At 38.0% G+C, this 13,530-nt stretch carries 18 protein-coding genes; 4 read left to right on the top strand and 14 right to left on the bottom strand.

Going from position 1 to position 13,530, the window contains the following annotated elements; all coding sequences use genetic code 11:
- Nucleotides 1-93 precede the first annotated feature (93 nt).
- From U1E44_RS05070 to U1E44_RS05015, 12 genes are all read right to left on the bottom strand, one after another.
- Nucleotides 94-1,185, bottom strand: coding sequence for a 3-keto-alpha-glucoside-1,2-lyase-like domain-containing protein (locus U1E44_RS05070; protein ID WP_322929968.1), 1,092 nt, complete (start codon nucleotides 1,183-1,185; stop codon nucleotides 94-96).
- A 61-nt stretch (nucleotides 1,186-1,246) separates the two neighbouring features.
- Entirely contained in the window at nucleotides 1,247-2,125 is an 879-nt protein-coding gene (locus U1E44_RS05065; protein WP_322929967.1) for a helix-turn-helix domain-containing protein, read from the bottom strand.
- 106 nt (nucleotides 2,126-2,231) lie between these two features.
- Entirely contained in the window at nucleotides 2,232-2,660 is a 429-nt protein-coding gene (locus U1E44_RS05060; RefSeq protein WP_322929966.1) for a nuclear transport factor 2 family protein, read from the bottom strand.
- Between the two features lie 223 nt (nucleotides 2,661-2,883).
- Nucleotides 2,884-3,303, bottom strand: coding sequence for a hypothetical protein (locus U1E44_RS05055; RefSeq protein WP_322929965.1), 420 nt, complete (start codon nucleotides 3,301-3,303; stop codon nucleotides 2,884-2,886).
- 45 nt (nucleotides 3,304-3,348) lie between these two features.
- The gene (locus U1E44_RS05050) at nucleotides 3,349-4,233 is read right to left on the bottom strand and encodes a helix-turn-helix domain-containing protein (protein WP_322929964.1); all 885 of its coding nucleotides are present in this window, start codon (nucleotides 4,231-4,233) and stop codon (nucleotides 3,349-3,351) included.
- A gap of 122 nt (nucleotides 4,234-4,355) precedes the next feature.
- Entirely contained in the window at nucleotides 4,356-4,916 is a 561-nt protein-coding gene (locus tag U1E44_RS05045) for a TetR/AcrR family transcriptional regulator (protein WP_322929963.1), read from the bottom strand.
- 31 nt (nucleotides 4,917-4,947) lie between these two features.
- On the bottom strand, nucleotides 4,948-5,469 hold the full coding sequence (locus tag U1E44_RS05040) for a peroxiredoxin-like family protein (RefSeq protein ID WP_322929962.1): 522 nt from the start codon (nucleotides 5,467-5,469) through the stop codon (nucleotides 4,948-4,950).
- Between the two features lie 347 nt (nucleotides 5,470-5,816).
- Nucleotides 5,817-6,533, bottom strand: coding sequence for a bacillithiol biosynthesis deacetylase BshB1 (gene bshB1 / locus U1E44_RS05035; RefSeq protein ID WP_322929961.1), 717 nt, complete (start codon nucleotides 6,531-6,533; stop codon nucleotides 5,817-5,819).
- A gap of 109 nt (nucleotides 6,534-6,642) precedes the next feature.
- A complete protein-coding gene (locus tag U1E44_RS05030) occupies nucleotides 6,643-6,837 on the bottom strand; it encodes a hypothetical protein (RefSeq protein WP_322929960.1) in 195 nt (64 codons plus the stop codon).
- A 366-nt stretch (nucleotides 6,838-7,203) separates the two neighbouring features.
- The gene (locus tag U1E44_RS05025) at nucleotides 7,204-8,235 is read right to left on the bottom strand and encodes an FAD-binding oxidoreductase (protein WP_322929959.1); all 1,032 of its coding nucleotides are present in this window, start codon (nucleotides 8,233-8,235) and stop codon (nucleotides 7,204-7,206) included.
- Nucleotides 8,232-9,155 carry a pyridoxamine 5'-phosphate oxidase family protein gene (locus U1E44_RS05020; RefSeq protein ID WP_322929958.1) on the bottom strand — a complete coding sequence of 308 codons (924 nt, stop codon included), beginning with the start codon at nucleotides 9,153-9,155 and terminating at the stop codon, nucleotides 8,232-8,234. Before U1E44_RS05020 ends, U1E44_RS05025 begins: the two co-directional genes overlap by 4 nt.
- 54 nt (nucleotides 9,156-9,209) lie before the next feature.
- On the bottom strand, nucleotides 9,210-9,575 hold the full coding sequence (locus tag U1E44_RS05015) for a DsrE family protein (RefSeq protein WP_322929957.1): 366 nt from the start codon (nucleotides 9,573-9,575) through the stop codon (nucleotides 9,210-9,212).
- An 834-nt stretch (nucleotides 9,576-10,409) separates the two neighbouring features.
- Between U1E44_RS05015 and U1E44_RS05010 the strand changes: the two genes are divergently transcribed.
- The 4 genes from U1E44_RS05010 (at nucleotide 10,410) to U1E44_RS16755 (ending at nucleotide 12,323) form a co-directional block, all read left to right on the top strand.
- On the top strand, nucleotides 10,410-10,790 hold the full coding sequence (locus tag U1E44_RS05010) for a DUF6876 family protein (RefSeq protein WP_322929956.1): 381 nt from the start codon (nucleotides 10,410-10,412) through the stop codon (nucleotides 10,788-10,790).
- A gap of 17 nt (nucleotides 10,791-10,807) precedes the next feature.
- Nucleotides 10,808-11,005 (top strand): hypothetical protein, encoded by a 198-nt coding sequence (locus U1E44_RS05005; protein ID WP_322929955.1) that lies wholly within the window; start codon nucleotides 10,808-10,810, stop codon nucleotides 11,003-11,005.
- Nucleotides 11,006-11,463: 458 nt separating this feature from the next.
- The gene (locus U1E44_RS05000) at nucleotides 11,464-12,018 is read left to right on the top strand and encodes a BfmA/BtgA family mobilization protein (protein ID WP_322929954.1); all 555 of its coding nucleotides are present in this window, start codon (nucleotides 11,464-11,466) and stop codon (nucleotides 12,016-12,018) included.
- An 8-nt stretch (nucleotides 12,019-12,026) separates the two neighbouring features.
- Nucleotides 12,027-12,323, top strand: coding sequence for a DUF5712 family protein (locus tag U1E44_RS16755; RefSeq protein WP_323673851.1), 297 nt, complete (start codon nucleotides 12,027-12,029; stop codon nucleotides 12,321-12,323).
- Here the strand turns inward: U1E44_RS16755 and U1E44_RS04995 are convergent.
- Together U1E44_RS04995 and U1E44_RS04990 are read right to left on the bottom strand one after the other, a co-directional pair.
- Nucleotides 12,239-12,895 (bottom strand): hypothetical protein, encoded by a 657-nt coding sequence (locus U1E44_RS04995; protein ID WP_322929953.1) that lies wholly within the window; start codon nucleotides 12,893-12,895, stop codon nucleotides 12,239-12,241. The genes U1E44_RS16755 and U1E44_RS04995 overlap by 85 nt on opposite strands.
- Entirely contained in the window at nucleotides 12,879-13,526 is a 648-nt protein-coding gene (locus U1E44_RS04990; protein ID WP_322929952.1) for a hypothetical protein, read from the bottom strand. Before U1E44_RS04990 ends, U1E44_RS04995 begins: the two co-directional genes overlap by 17 nt.
- Nucleotides 13,527-13,530 lie beyond the last annotated feature (4 nt).

Here is a 13,530-nt window from a genome sequence, read left to right as displayed (position 1 = left end):
CGCCCAACAACGGTAATCGTTGCACAAGCCTTTAATTCTTTTATATTGAAGTAAAAAATAATCAAATGGTTGCCTTAGTATAAAAAAAATCTGTCAATTCAGCTCCTCAATACCTCCTATAATGCCCCAACCGTTGGCTTTGTCAATCACCATGCAATGCAAGGTGTTTTCGCCCGCATCCAAGTCCAAATAAATTGTGTTGGCGGTTATCCCTAAATGTCCTTGAAACTGAGGTCCTTTAGATAAAAAGGCATTATTGCCTTCAAAAACAATGGTTCCGTTTAAAAAAACCACAATTTTGTCGCTATAATCAAATGAAAACTTCACTCTTTTTTTAACATCGGCCATGATGTTAGTAGCTACAACAGCATACACTTCTTCATTTGCTTCAAAATTGCCGAAACTGGGTTTCATTAGGTATTTGGAAATAGGCAACAAACCGGAAGGTTCAGTGGGAACACTTTTGTAAACCAATCCGTTGAAATCGATATTTTTATCCTGTTCCGGTGCGTATAAATAGGCTTCCGAAAGATTCCATTCGGTGATCAAGGAGGTACCGCTATTAGGTTTGGTTCTTTCCTTAACAATTGTATGTGTAGTATTTTCTTGGTATTTAAAGTTGGCAAACCGATTTTCAAAAAGTGAAAAAAGTCCGATTTCTCCAATATTGTTTTCGGTTTTAAGGCCATCCACTTCCAATATTTTTTGGTCGTTTAGCCAAACAGCCACATGTTGTTGGTTAAAAACCAGTTTCAAGTGGTTCCAGCCTTCTCTTTCAAAAAATACATGCGCCTGATGCTCCCTGTAAAGTTGCCAATTACCCTCTCCATTATAAATTGGTGCGTATTGAACGGCATCCGGCTGTCCGCTCTTGTGGTTCCGGATGTAAACCTCTTCCATGGTTTCGCCTTGTTTTCTAAAAACAATGCCGGCAAAGCTTCGCTTTTGGGTGGCGTAAACAGCTACTTCAATACTGCCGTTTTCCATTGAGATATTTTTTACAGATGCCTTTCCGTTCAGCACTAAGGTCTCCATATTCTCAAAAACTTCGAACCTATGCACCGCATTTTCTGCAAATTTCCAATGCTTTTCGGTGAAAGGAATAGTTATGCTTTGGTTTTGACCGTGTATTGTTGAAAAAATAGTACCGGTACAAAACAGAATAATAAAGTGAATAGTTTTCATAAATAACATTTTTAGATTTTTTGCTAAGTTCTATAACTTATGCACCAACCTTTCTATCATTTTAGGTCTTTATACTATCACTTTTTAAGGATGCTCTATACCTTTCGGGTGATATTCCGAATGTTTTTTTAAAGAAACGACTTAAATTATTAGGTTCGCTAAAATGAAATTCTTCGGCTATTTCGTTAATGATTTTATCGGTATTGGCTAACTCAATTTTTATTTCCTGAGATAGGCGGTGCAGAATAAAGGCTTTTGCCCCCATTTTAAATTGATTTTTTACCAAAGCGTTCAATTTTGAAGTACTTATATGTAAACTTTGAGCATAAAACTGAACATCGTGTTGTTGTTTTAAGTGCCGTTCTAAAGTAAACAGAAATTCAAAAAACACCGACTCGCCATAGCCCTCTGAAGTAAGTTGATATTGAAATTCAAAGTCTTCGTTCAATTTCACCAAGAGATAATAGAGCAAAGCGCGAATAATGTGGCGACTGTTTTTTCTGAAATTGACGACTTCGGAGTAGATTTTGGTTAAAATAATTTCAACAAAAGCAAACTCATCTGCAGGCAAGGTGAGGTTGGGTCGAATAAAAGGGTTGTGGAAATACCTGAGCTTATATACAAATAGTTTGTCTTGAAAAAAGTCGGTTAAAAACTCATTTTGAAAAATAAGATGATAGCCACTTAATCCATCAGGATTTATGCCACATAACTTTCTTTGGTTTGGGGAAATAAAAAAAACGGAATGTGGGGAAATTTCAATTTTATGCTCATCAAATTGAAAAAAGCCCTCATGAACAGCGTCAAACAAAAAAATCTCGAAAAAATTAGTAGCATGGATTTCGTCAATAAAATAATTGCATGGCGGATTCTTTAAAGGAATCAAGTCCATCGCCAAATCAAAACCGTATTTTTTATTTTCAAAACTGAGATATTTCATAAAAAAAATTCCCCTTTAACAAAAATAATACAATGTATTAAGGAAAGGGGAATTTAAACAAACAAGCGAGATAAAAAGGTTAAGTTATCTCTAAATAGTGCAACTCTTATCTGAATTTTCTGTCTTTTTCCTCAATTTTCAAGTCATTAATACTAGCAAAGCGTTTGGCCATTAGCCCATTCTCGTCGAACTCCCAATTTTCATTGCCATAGGCACGCCACCATTGGTCGCTGGCATCTTGATATTCGTATTCAAACCTTACAGCAATACGGTTTCCGCTGTGCGCCCAGTATTCTTTTCTAAGCCTGTAATGGCGTTCCTTTTCCCACTTTTGAGTAAGGAAGGTCACTATTTCCTCCCGTCCGTTTATAAAAAGATTGCGGTTGCGCCATTCACTGTTAGGCGTATAGGCCATTGACACACGTTGTGGGTCTTTGCTGTTCCAGGCGTCTTCCGCCATTTGTATTTTTTGTTTGGCCGTCTCCTCTGTAAAGGGTGGAACGGGGTGCTTTATTTCAATGTTTTGTGATTGCATAATGAAGGAAACTAGAGTAAATAAAATTAAAATTAGGTGACTTCTCATTGAAACAAAAGGTAACAAATCTTGGGTTATAAATGGATTGCTTTAGGGCGAGATGGAGGCTGTAGGCCAGCTGTTATTTTCCGTCCTTTAATGCCCTCCAGACTTACAGGGTGAAAAATTAAAGCTGCTAAAACGCTTTAAACTAAAACTATGCAGCTTATAATGAATCAAAAGCCTATTTTGAAAATTTATGTACAAAGTAAAATAAAGGCACCCCATAAGCAAAATGTCTTATTAACGACACTAACGGGATTATGTGTCCTAATCCGATACCGCCAATTCCGGCACCTAAAAGCGGAAACATAAAAAACCAAACTAATGCAATTGTTTCGACAGTTACAAAAGTAAACGTTCTAAACCATGCAGGTCCCCACAACGATGGTGCTATCCCGGCATAAAGGACTGCCAGCAATAAGCCATTTCCATAGTGTCCCAAAACACCATAGACCATACCAAGCCCCGTTTTCTCACCCAACACACTAGGTATATCCCACCAGATTCCGGTGGCAGTGTACCCAATTACATCAAAAAAGAGTGTGCCAATTAGACCACCCAATAGGGCATTCCTCCAATTAATTATTCCATTTTTTTCCATTTGATTTATATTTTAAAATTCCAGACAAATATCCTTTGCTTGACATCAATTTAAAGAACCTTTTTTTCCTAAATAATTAGCAATATTTCCCATGCATTTTGTTTTAAAAGTTATTGGCGATACTAATTCGTGATTTTTAAAAGCTCTAGAAAATGATTGTATATCGCTGTATCCAAGGTCGTAACCCACTTCCTTAACAGATAAATTACCATAGCACAATAATCGCTTTGCTTCTAATATTTTCCTTTCCGCAATAATTTGAAAAGGCGATTTATTGGAATTTTGGCTAAATAAATTGGACAGCGTTTTAGAGGATTTGTTCATGATTTGGGCATAGTCTTTTACCCTGTGCAAATTTTTGAAATGTAGTTCTACCAAATAATTAAATTCTCTAATGGTTTCTATGTTAGACACATTATAACTTCCCAATATATTTTGTTGTTTATAAAACCGTGTACTGTGAATTAAAAATTGCTTTAATAAAAGTTGCAACATAGGCAATTGATGTTGGTCGGTAATGGTAATTTCTTTTGAAATAGTACTAAATATGGGGTTTAGAAGATTTATTTGTGATTGTGATAATTGGATCTTGGGTAAGGTCGATGCTCCATAAAACAGCAATCCTTTGCAACTTGCGTCTTGATCATGATCGATGATGCAATAAAATGCGCGATTGAAACGCAACATGCGCAAGCATCCTATTTCAAGTGTTTTTACCTGATGTAGGTCTGTTAAAAATAGGAGTTCATTCTTCAAAATATGATGTCTAACACCATCGACTTCGATGGCACTATCATCGTCAAGAAACCACAGGATGGTTAATAAATTTTGAGGGCTATTATTGGAAATGTAGTTTCTTAACTCATTATTTGAGCGATCAATGTTTAGAATCTCAAAATATTCGCCGGTCATTTCCTTAAAGAGTATCATGAGTTTAGTTTTAAGAATGTAGTGCCGTACCAGGCTCCATGAACGAACAAAATGTTGTTGGTTTGTGTTTGCATTCTTTAATTAAAAAACGAATGTTCGGATAATTATAAAATCAAATTTTTTTAGAACAAATAATTTTCTTTTACCTGTTTAAGGGCATTTTTAAAATGCTTGGGTTCATCCAGCGCATTGGATAATACCAAACTCCCTTGGATTAACATTAGTGAATTTTCGGCGGTTTCTTGTGCCTTTTCACTTTCAAAGCCAATCGCTAATCCAAATTCGTAGAATCCCTTCATCCATATATGTAATACTTTTTGAATATCATCACTAAAAAGTTGCTTGCCGGTACCCATAGATAGTGAACGAATAAAACAAACATCTTTACCTCCTTGATAGAGGGCATCAATATTTTTTAAAACGCGTGATAATCTTTTTTCAGGAGATACTGCTGGATCATTGAGAATTTTTACCAATTTGTTCAATATCCATTCTTCAATAAAACAAAACACATTTTGCGCAATTTCTTCTTTGCCACCGGGGAAACGATGATACAAACTTGCTTTTTGAAGTCCGGTGGCTTTTGCCAATTCGTTTAAACTGGCACCATCAAACCCTTTTTCTTTTAAAACGGAAAGTGCGCCCATTAATAATGTTTCTGTATCTACTTTTTGAGGTCTCAAGCTTATTGTTTAGAGTTCAAAATTAAGAATTTTAATTTAAAATATCTTTTAAATCAATATGATCCCCAAAGTCCTTACCATAATATGTTTTTTCAATTTTTAAACCAGGACTCAGTAGAAAATCTGCCGGTATAATAGGTGCCGCCTTCATTGATTTTAAATTAAAAAAACCGCTAGTCATCATTTTCATCATTTTTAAGGGTTTGAGCATGGTCTTTAGCATGCCGCTTTTAGACGCTTCAACATCATATAAGGTGTAAATTTTTTTTTCAGGGTCGGCTACCATAGGAAACCAAGGGTTTTGTTGACCTGCATAGGATTTTATTTCATCGGCATTTGAACTAAAAAAAGCAATCACTTCAATTCCGCTATCCTTAAACTGCTGTTCCTTATGAATCAACTCCTGTACCCTCATATTGCAAAAGGGACAAGAAGCCGTTCTAAAAAAGCTTAAAAGCACTTTTTTATTTTTGTAATCACTTAAATGTACTTTGGAACCGCGGTAATCGTCAACTTTAAAGTCGGGAGCAACTTTCTGAGTAAGTAACTTCATGGGTTTTTTTTGTCAAAAATAGTGAATAAAAATTATTTACCTAACGTTCGTTAAATTTTAACATTTATAAAACGCTAAAAACATATCATTCTTTCACAATTAAACTAATTTAAAAGTAATGGTAAAGTTCCTATCCTTTTTTTACAATAGATGATGATTTAGGGAATTGGTACAAATCGCATACCTCAGACTACATATCAAAACGTTTTATCTCAAGCAATCCTAAATGCAATCATTACGTAAATCGAAAAAACAACAGCAAACAAAGGCGTTAGCTATAAAGGTGTAATTGAAGTAATACAGTGCGCTTTTCCTATACTACGACTTCTCTTTATCTGATTGAATTATTAAACTAACGATGTAATTTCCTCGACGCCAACATAGCGCTGCGAAACAAAGCCTTCTGCAAATCTTCTGTTTATAGACCGCCCAAAAATCTGATTTGTAGCCTTAATTTGATCCAACAACGCATTTGTGCCATTGGGATGGGCATCATTTGCAGTCACAAATTGGGTGTTATAAGCTTTTACAACCTCCATTTTCGTGGTAAAGTAATCGCTTATATCGACTACGAAATGTGGTTGAATAAAATAATCTTGTATGTAATGATACACCGCTAAGGGCCTCCACTGTTCCTGAATTTTACCGTTATATTTTGTGATGTTCCTTTTTAGACCGGATAGAAAGCAGGCATCAGACACCAATTTTGCTGCCTTTCTATGGTCGGGATGTCTATCGGTAAATGCATTCGCCAGCACGATTTTGGGCCTATAATTTCGAATCAGTTCTATCACTTTTTCCTGATTTTTAATACTATTTTTGATTTTACCATCGCACAGGTCTAGCTGTTCTCTGTTGAAAATACCCATTATTTTGGCAGCTTTTAAAGCCTCTTCTTTTCGGGATTCTACTGTTCCGTAACTCCCCATTTCACCCCGTGTAAGATCTGTTAACACTACCGTTCCTCCTTTGTGAATGGTACTTAAAATTACCCCAGCTGCGGCACATTCCACGTCGTCGGGATGCGCTCCAAACGCCAAAATATCAACATTAAAATTCTTCATCTTTCTTACCGTTTTTAATTTATTAAATTAAGGACATAATAAGCTTGAAATGCGTAACCTTTTCAATAAAGCAACGGCACTATATGACCATGTGCGTCAAAGGTATTATTTAATACAATTGCAATCTAAAGATTCCCTGACCCAAGGGTCGGGGTTTCCTATTTACCTCTCCTTTGGAGAGGTCGGAACTGCCTTTTTGCAGTTCCGGGTGAGGTAAAATACAAAATTTTGGTTTTTGGTCTAAAGGCCAAAATGAAACTGCGGAAATACCCCTATGGCTTGCCTCGGGGATAGTCAGTTTCAAGAAATTTTTTATTTCCTTTCTGATTAGATTTTCGCACTACCAAATCAAATATAGTGTAAAGCATCTCTCAAGTTTTTAGCTATTTATGTTTGCGGGAATAGTATTGGATTTCTTAGAACCAAGACAAATAATGCTCTCCAAGCCTCTGGCAACTCCCAATAAAGGCTCTGTCCTAGATTTTGGACATTGAAGGAAATAATCTCAGCCTAATATGGTACATTTCCGGTGGTTTTTACTGATTACACTTCAGATCCGATCACTTAGTTGAGGGACAAATGGGGAACCTTCCGGCCTTTTGTCACTTACGCATGCCTGTTCGGCTAGCTCACGTATCTTTTTCTGAAATACCTTCGTATTTAGACACATCTAAAGTAATATTTCGATATTGGTATCCGGTTTAGCGCAACAGATGAATATTTTACCAAACTGAGGTTCCATAAACGGTTCGGGGTTATAGCTGACTTTTCCTTTCAACAAATTGGTTTCGCAAGTTGCGCAGGTACCTATTCGGCAACTGCTGGTGGCTTGGACACCTACAGATTCAGCCAATTCCAAAATGTTTTGTTTCGAATGATCCCAAACTATTTTTCTTTCAGACTTGACAAAATGCACTTGGTGCAAAGTAGAGGGTCTAACGATTTCCTCCTTAGGATGTGGTTGTTCATTTTGGTTTAACACAAAAAATTCTTGCTTAACCTGTTGCTTTGAAAGACCTAATTGCATTAGGTCTCCTGTCATTACTTTCATAAAGTCTATAGGGCCACAAATATAGCATACAAGTTTGGTCAGGCCTGCTAACCGCTTTTTAAGGTGACGATATTCAACCCTACCGCATACATCGTAGTCAACACCACTTATTTCACCATCTGCGGGCTGTGTGTGATGGATTTGCATTTCGACCCCAACCATTTTATTGGCAAGTTCCTTCAACCTTTGAGCCATGGGCTGTTCATTTTGACTCCTGCTTGAATGAATAAAAAATACCTTTCTGCTTGGCTGATGCAGTGCCAAGTACTCTAACATGCTTATCATCGGAGTAATACCAACACCTGCCGACAAGAATAGAACTGGATCCTCATTTTCGGTAGCCAAATAAAAATTTCCCATTGGGGAACTGACCTTTAAAGTACTGCCTATTTTTATTTCATTGTGTACGTAATTAGAAACCAATCCATTTGGTTCTTTTTTGATAGTGAGTCTATAATGCTCTCTATCAGGAGCGTCGGATAAAGTATAATTCCGGATCAATAGGGATCCACCGATGGGCACCTGTACGGCAACATATTGACCGGGTAAATACGATACAGGCTTATTGCCCACTTTCTTCTTTACATATAAAGAAATAATTGTACTGCTTTCCTGTGCTATATGATCTACAATAAATTCTTCAAAATTCATATAGGGGGATTATAGGGTGAATGGCTCAAGAACTTCCAGACGACTTCATGGTGGTTTTCTGCTAGTATCCATTGTTTTGTTTTAAAGGTCCAATATCTTCCGGTACCTGAAGTTTTAAGCATATCCAGAGGAGTGGTTCGATTAAATGTCAATTCAGCCTCTCCAGTGAGTTGCAGTGTTTTTTTCTTTTCAAAATCTATAAAAAGTAGGCCTACATTGGGGTTTTGGTGAATATTGCCAAAAGTATTGTACATGCTGTTCCCCGGATAATCCGGTATTTTAAGAGTCTGGTCATCCAAGATCTCCACAAAGCCGCTTGGCCCGCCACGGTGTGAAGCATCTAAGCGGGAGTGTGCACTCTGACTGCCCACAAATAAGGTGTCCGATGTCATAATCCAACGCATTAACGATTCTGGCAGCGTTTTGCCGGTCATTTTCAAAGGTGATGTTTTTTTGAAGTGTTCGGGAACGGATATTTCCCTTTGTTGTATAAATTTTGGGCAATTCGGATAGGCTTCCAGAACTAACATTTTTATTAAATGGCCATTGTTTGTTACTGTTCCATTGATCCTGAATCTTCTTCTAGTTTCAAGTTCAATAAAAAGAGAAGCTACAGGACCGGAAGACGTAATATTGTTAAAAAAAATATCCTTGGGATCGCTGTGAATTTTGGTTTTGTCAAACAACAATTCTTGTTCATCTCGCACACTGACAAACCCGTAATCCCCAATGAGTAGGGATACCCATACCTGATTGTAGTGATCAACGGAACTTACGATGGCCATTGGCTGCTTTTCTATAAAATTGACAGCTCCTTTTATGATGTTTCTAGAAATGACCCTTCCATTGGACTGTGCCATTAGCGATTCACCCACCTTTTCTTGGATTTGGATCTCTCCCTGATGGTAAACATTTTCCATACATCTAATTTTAAAAGGCCTGCTCCAGTGCTATAGGATACAGGCCTTGTTTGCTTAAAATGTTAAAATACGGTATCCTTCGCTTAGAAGTTTCACAAAGCTGGGCAAACCCGTCGTTCCAGGCACTTTATTGTCCCTAACCAAATCCAAGCCTGAAGGGTTGGCTCCAAAAACATCAGCGCAACCACAGGAAACACCTTCTATTTTATCCTCAACGGCTTTATATAGTGCGTTTCCCGGATGTTTTGTGTCTTGGAGTACTTCCGGCCAACGGGTACCGGCTCCTTGAAAAAGGATTTTTACTTCCTCTTTAGCTTCTTTAAAATCGTACGCAGCGGCCAAGGCGTTAAAAACACGACCCAACGATTCTTCTGAACCCGATTTGGGTTCTGAAAGTACAACAATTGCAGTTTTACTCATTTTTTTAAAAATTTAATAGTGAAAGAATGATGTTTTACCCAAATGGGTTGAAAATTATGATGCAAATATAAACAAATTTAATAACAAACCAAACGTTCGGTAATATAATTTTTTTATAAATGCATAAAAGATTAGGATCACCTTTTCTTTGTCCATACAAAAATCTACCCTTAAGGGCGATAATCTCAAATTCATCGATCAGGGCTTACAACTCCTGTTATTCATTCATCTTGTTTATAGTTGAGCAAATACAAATATGAGATAGCAATTTTGTAATTTGCACTTCATGGGGTGGATACAAATCACCATAAGTTCCTCCAGCACCTATCGAAACTGGGGTTATTTGGACGGACATAGCTATCCTCAATGTCCTTTGGGAGGAAAGGACACAATGGCATACCGGCAAATTCATCTTGTTGCCTGTCGTCTCACTTCCTATGTGTACTGATTTCTCAAACTACCCATTTCGATTCCTTATCTCTTCACTGCGCTACCTTTTTTTGATGGCAAAACAACAATACCCATTCTTGCCCGACGGCATAAACCAGGACCGCTTTGGCGGTCTCTTATTTATACGTCTTACCAAGCCTGGATATTGTACCACAATAAGCATCAAAAAAGGGTATCAGCGAAGGCACTAGCGGAAGTACATCGAAATAGAATCGAATGAAATCAATCTTACACATTAAAAAGGAAGCGAGACAACAAAAAAAGCAAAAAGGGCCTGCCTGCCGCAGGCAGGGAAATCGCTACGGATAGCATAAGTAAATCACTTTTTAATGGGATGAATAATCAAAATGTGACCCTACTATAACCTCTTTAAATCATAATCATATGGAAACACTAGCAAATGAAATCAAAGCCGGACTGAACCAATTTAACGGGTCACAGGTTATTTACAGTCACCCCCATTGTAAAACCAAATATACGGAGGGAATACAGTATTTGGCAGCACGTGCAAAATGCTATTGGTTGTTAACCGATGCTTCCATAGTGGCAAAAAGTCTGCAAGACCATTCTTATTTTATAACCATTGATGTACAACGCTTTTTGGGGGATGAAGCTATTCGAAACGAATGTGAAGCGATAGTGACCTACAGCGACGGGAATGGGAATATTCTTTTTGAACAAAGGTATGCCGCTACCGATTTTCCACTAGAGCAATTACGGCTCTATTTTGTGGATGATACTTTATTACTTCCAAGCGAGTATTAACCCTTAAAACAGGTCTTATGATACAGCTAAATTATTCTGATCTCAGTGAGGAAACCCAAAAGCGATTGCTGCAGCAATCTATCAGGGACGTGGAACGCAAATTTGGAGAAGCTATTCGAAACTATGCAAAAACCAATTGCCTGAATTTTGATGCATTAGTGGAGGAAGAAGCCCAACGGAATCTCTATACCTATACCTATGAATTTCGGGTATGAACTAGGCACACAAAACACAATAACGGATGCGCTATTTTGGTAGTGCATTTTTTTGTTTTTAGACGGACTAAAAGAGAAAAATCTTCCCTAAGAAAAAAAAATAATCGTATCTTTTCCATGCTGATACGCAGCACATTTTATTTGTATTGTTTTCCCACTATTTGACTTTCGCCGGAAACAATACCCATCACAAAACAACAAATACGGAATCTTTGGTTTCAAAAAAAGCAACAGGGCAAGGCCTGGTTGTTTGAAATTTTTGTCCGCCTTTGACGGACGTAAAATGAAAAGCAAGAGGGTAACCCGCAGAGCGGGGTTACAGTTTTTCATTTTTGTTTTAAAATATTTATAATCAATATTTTATGCGGTAACTAGAAATATTAAAAATCACGTTTTGGGCGGACTTTTCACGGAAAAACGCTGTCAGCCCAATAAAAACGGCAATTTTTTCACGGAAAATGAAAGAAAAACCTAGAAAACAGCAGTACGAGAGCGTCAGTATTCAAAGTGCTGTAGCAGTAAAGTTTCGTCAGTATAGCAGAGCAATGTCGAAGACTCAATCCGCAACATTATTGATGATGCTCGAATTTTTCGAAGACAATGGCGTATCTCCCAATGAGTCTTTAGGACCAAAAATCCAGACGCTCGAGTACCTTATAAAAAAGCGGGTAAATGGTCTTGTGTCCATTATTAAAAATATAGAAAAGACACAAACTAAACCAATTCTTGCTATGATGCAGTTGCTTTTCGAAGAAGCCCCGTGGCCCAAACAGGAACTGTGGTTAGAACGAAAGCCGGAGCATGGAAATGATACCTCTCAAGACACAAAGTTACAGACCATCAAATTGCGGATGGAGGCCCTGGAACTGAAAAAGGAATTGACCGCCCACAAGGACAGTATCAAAATTGTAATAGAAAACGTCGTTATCGTCCGGAACAATTTTGGGAAGCCTTATTTCAAACTGAACCTTACGGAAGAACAATTGGAATCCATCAAAAAATCAATTCAATAATCAACCTAATGTACATCACCATCACAGCACAAAAACTAACAACTGGCTATGCACAAAGCGTAGCGGATTTTGTGGCCTATTTGGAAAAGGAAAATGAAGGTGTTCCTAAATCAGAACAAGAACATTTTTTCAATCAAAACAGGGACAAGGTATATAAAAATGAAGTTGTAAAATCGATTGATTCCAATACCTATAAATTGAAACAAGGCGAACCAAAATTTCACCTCCTTTTATCCTTGGTATCTGCATCAAAAGCCACCAGATTAAACAATTCCCGCATGCGGCTCCGTACCCGGTTACCATAAAGATCCTCCAGTTCCTCGGCATTGAGGTTGGTGGTGGCATGGGTTTTTAGGTTGTGTTTAATAAACAAATCGTGCCGTGAAATAAGGATTTCGCCCATGACATTGCAATCCTTACCATAAAATCGGCCGGTGGGTTCTACACCCAAATCGTCAAAACAGTAGGAGCCATTCTGCCCGTAATCCTCAATGACCTTATAGCCAAGATGGTTAAAGGCAAAGGCGATGTTCCTACTGGGAATAACCTCGTAGGGTCGTTGGTGTGGCACAATATACCGCAAGAGGCGCATAAAGCTGGTTTTGCCACAGCCCACCGGACCGCTCAACAAAAGCCCTTTGTGAATGTCAAGGCCGTTTTCCCGACACCGCTCTTCGTCCCGGATAAAATAATTGGCCAGCTTCAACAGTATTTTATGGTCTTCGGCATGAATCTTAAAATCGGAGCCAAACAATTTTTTCCCTTTAACATCCAGAAAGCGCAAAATCCTTGGAAAGTTGTATATTAATTTTCCACCAATCACGTCTGCCAGGGTATACACCACCCCGCCTTCCTCGATCCTAGAGGGGTTTTCCATAATCTTTGTTTTTTACGGTTCGGAGATGGTCTTTAATCGGCTTTACTGTTTTAGGCTCATGGATGCGAATGCCATTGATCATCCATTTTTCGGCCAGTGCCTTCCAGTTGGTGATGATGGTCGTTCCATTGAGCGTCCAATCTAAACTGGAATAGTGGTGAAAGAATTTTTTTCCTTCAACAGCAGGCCATTTTTTTTCTTTAAAAAATAAAGCAACCTCATTTTCCATAGTGTGTGTGTTTAGTTTATTTAAGTTTCTTAAAGGTTTGTATAGGTTTATATTAGGTACTAATGCTTGTTCAGTACTTGTTTCTAACTTGTTTGGCACTTGTTCAGAGCTTGTGCCGAATTTGAGCATCCTCACCTGACTGCCCTGATAGGGGTTATGAGAGGGCATATAATGAAGGTAGCTCCAGTCATGGAGGTTTTTCAGGCAACGATGGTAGGTGGCCAGTGAACCAATCTTGCTCATTTGCATGATATAGTCCCGGCTGACAAAGACCCGCTCCGGAAAGTTCTGTATGTTCCAATATTGGAAAAGTGCCATGTACAGGCTGACATGGGTAGGGTTCAGACGGGGATCCTTTACAAACCGTACAAAGACCGCATTGAGGTGTTTAATGTAATTCATAGAG

The organism is Aurantibrevibacter litoralis (assembly GCF_034651555.1).
In the GTDB taxonomy this organism is placed as follows: Bacteria; Bacteroidota; Bacteroidia; order Flavobacteriales; family Flavobacteriaceae; genus Aurantibrevibacter; species Aurantibrevibacter litoralis.
This window is presented reverse-complemented; position numbering and strand designations above follow the sequence as displayed.

Bases quoted from the DNA above. Each gene is read 5' to 3' on its own strand.
- U1E44_RS04990 (WP_322929952.1), bottom strand. From the start codon at position 13,526: ATGAATTACATTAAACACCTCAATGCGGTCTTTGTACGGTTTGTAAAG.
- U1E44_RS04995 (WP_322929953.1), bottom strand. From the start codon at position 12,895: ATGGAAAACCCCTCTAGGATCGAGGAAGGCGGGGTGGTGTATACCCTG.
- U1E44_RS05025 (WP_322929959.1), bottom strand. From the start codon at position 8,235: ATGAATTTTGAAGAATTTATTGTAGATCATATAGCACAGGAAAGCAGT.
- U1E44_RS05005 (WP_322929955.1), top strand. From the start codon at position 10,808: ATGATACAGCTAAATTATTCTGATCTCAGTGAGGAAACCCAAAAGCGA.
- U1E44_RS05010 (WP_322929956.1), top strand. From the start codon at position 10,410: ATGGAAACACTAGCAAATGAAATCAAAGCCGGACTGAACCAATTTAAC.
- U1E44_RS05020 (WP_322929958.1), bottom strand. From the start codon at position 9,155: ATGGAAAATGTTTACCATCAGGGAGAGATCCAAATCCAAGAAAAGGTG.
- U1E44_RS05015 (WP_322929957.1), bottom strand. From the start codon at position 9,575: ATGAGTAAAACTGCAATTGTTGTACTTTCAGAACCCAAATCGGGTTCA.
- U1E44_RS05040 (WP_322929962.1), bottom strand. From the start codon at position 5,469: ATGAAGTTACTTACTCAGAAAGTTGCTCCCGACTTTAAAGTTGACGAT.
- U1E44_RS05060 (WP_322929966.1), bottom strand. From the start codon at position 2,660: ATGCAATCACAAAACATTGAAATAAAGCACCCCGTTCCACCCTTTACA.
- U1E44_RS05050 (WP_322929964.1), bottom strand. From the start codon at position 4,233: ATGATACTCTTTAAGGAAATGACCGGCGAATATTTTGAGATTCTAAAC.
- U1E44_RS05065 (WP_322929967.1), bottom strand. From the start codon at position 2,125: ATGAAATATCTCAGTTTTGAAAATAAAAAATACGGTTTTGATTTGGCG.
- bshB1 (WP_322929961.1), bottom strand. From the start codon at position 6,533: ATGAAGAATTTTAATGTTGATATTTTGGCGTTTGGAGCGCATCCCGAC.
- U1E44_RS05055 (WP_322929965.1), bottom strand. From the start codon at position 3,303: ATGGAAAAAAATGGAATAATTAATTGGAGGAATGCCCTATTGGGTGGT.
- U1E44_RS16755 (WP_323673851.1), top strand. From the start codon at position 12,027: ATGTACATCACCATCACAGCACAAAAACTAACAACTGGCTATGCACAA.
- U1E44_RS05070 (WP_322929968.1), bottom strand. From the start codon at position 1,185: ATGAAAACTATTCACTTTATTATTCTGTTTTGTACCGGTACTATTTTT.
- U1E44_RS05000 (WP_322929954.1), top strand. From the start codon at position 11,464: ATGAAAGAAAAACCTAGAAAACAGCAGTACGAGAGCGTCAGTATTCAA.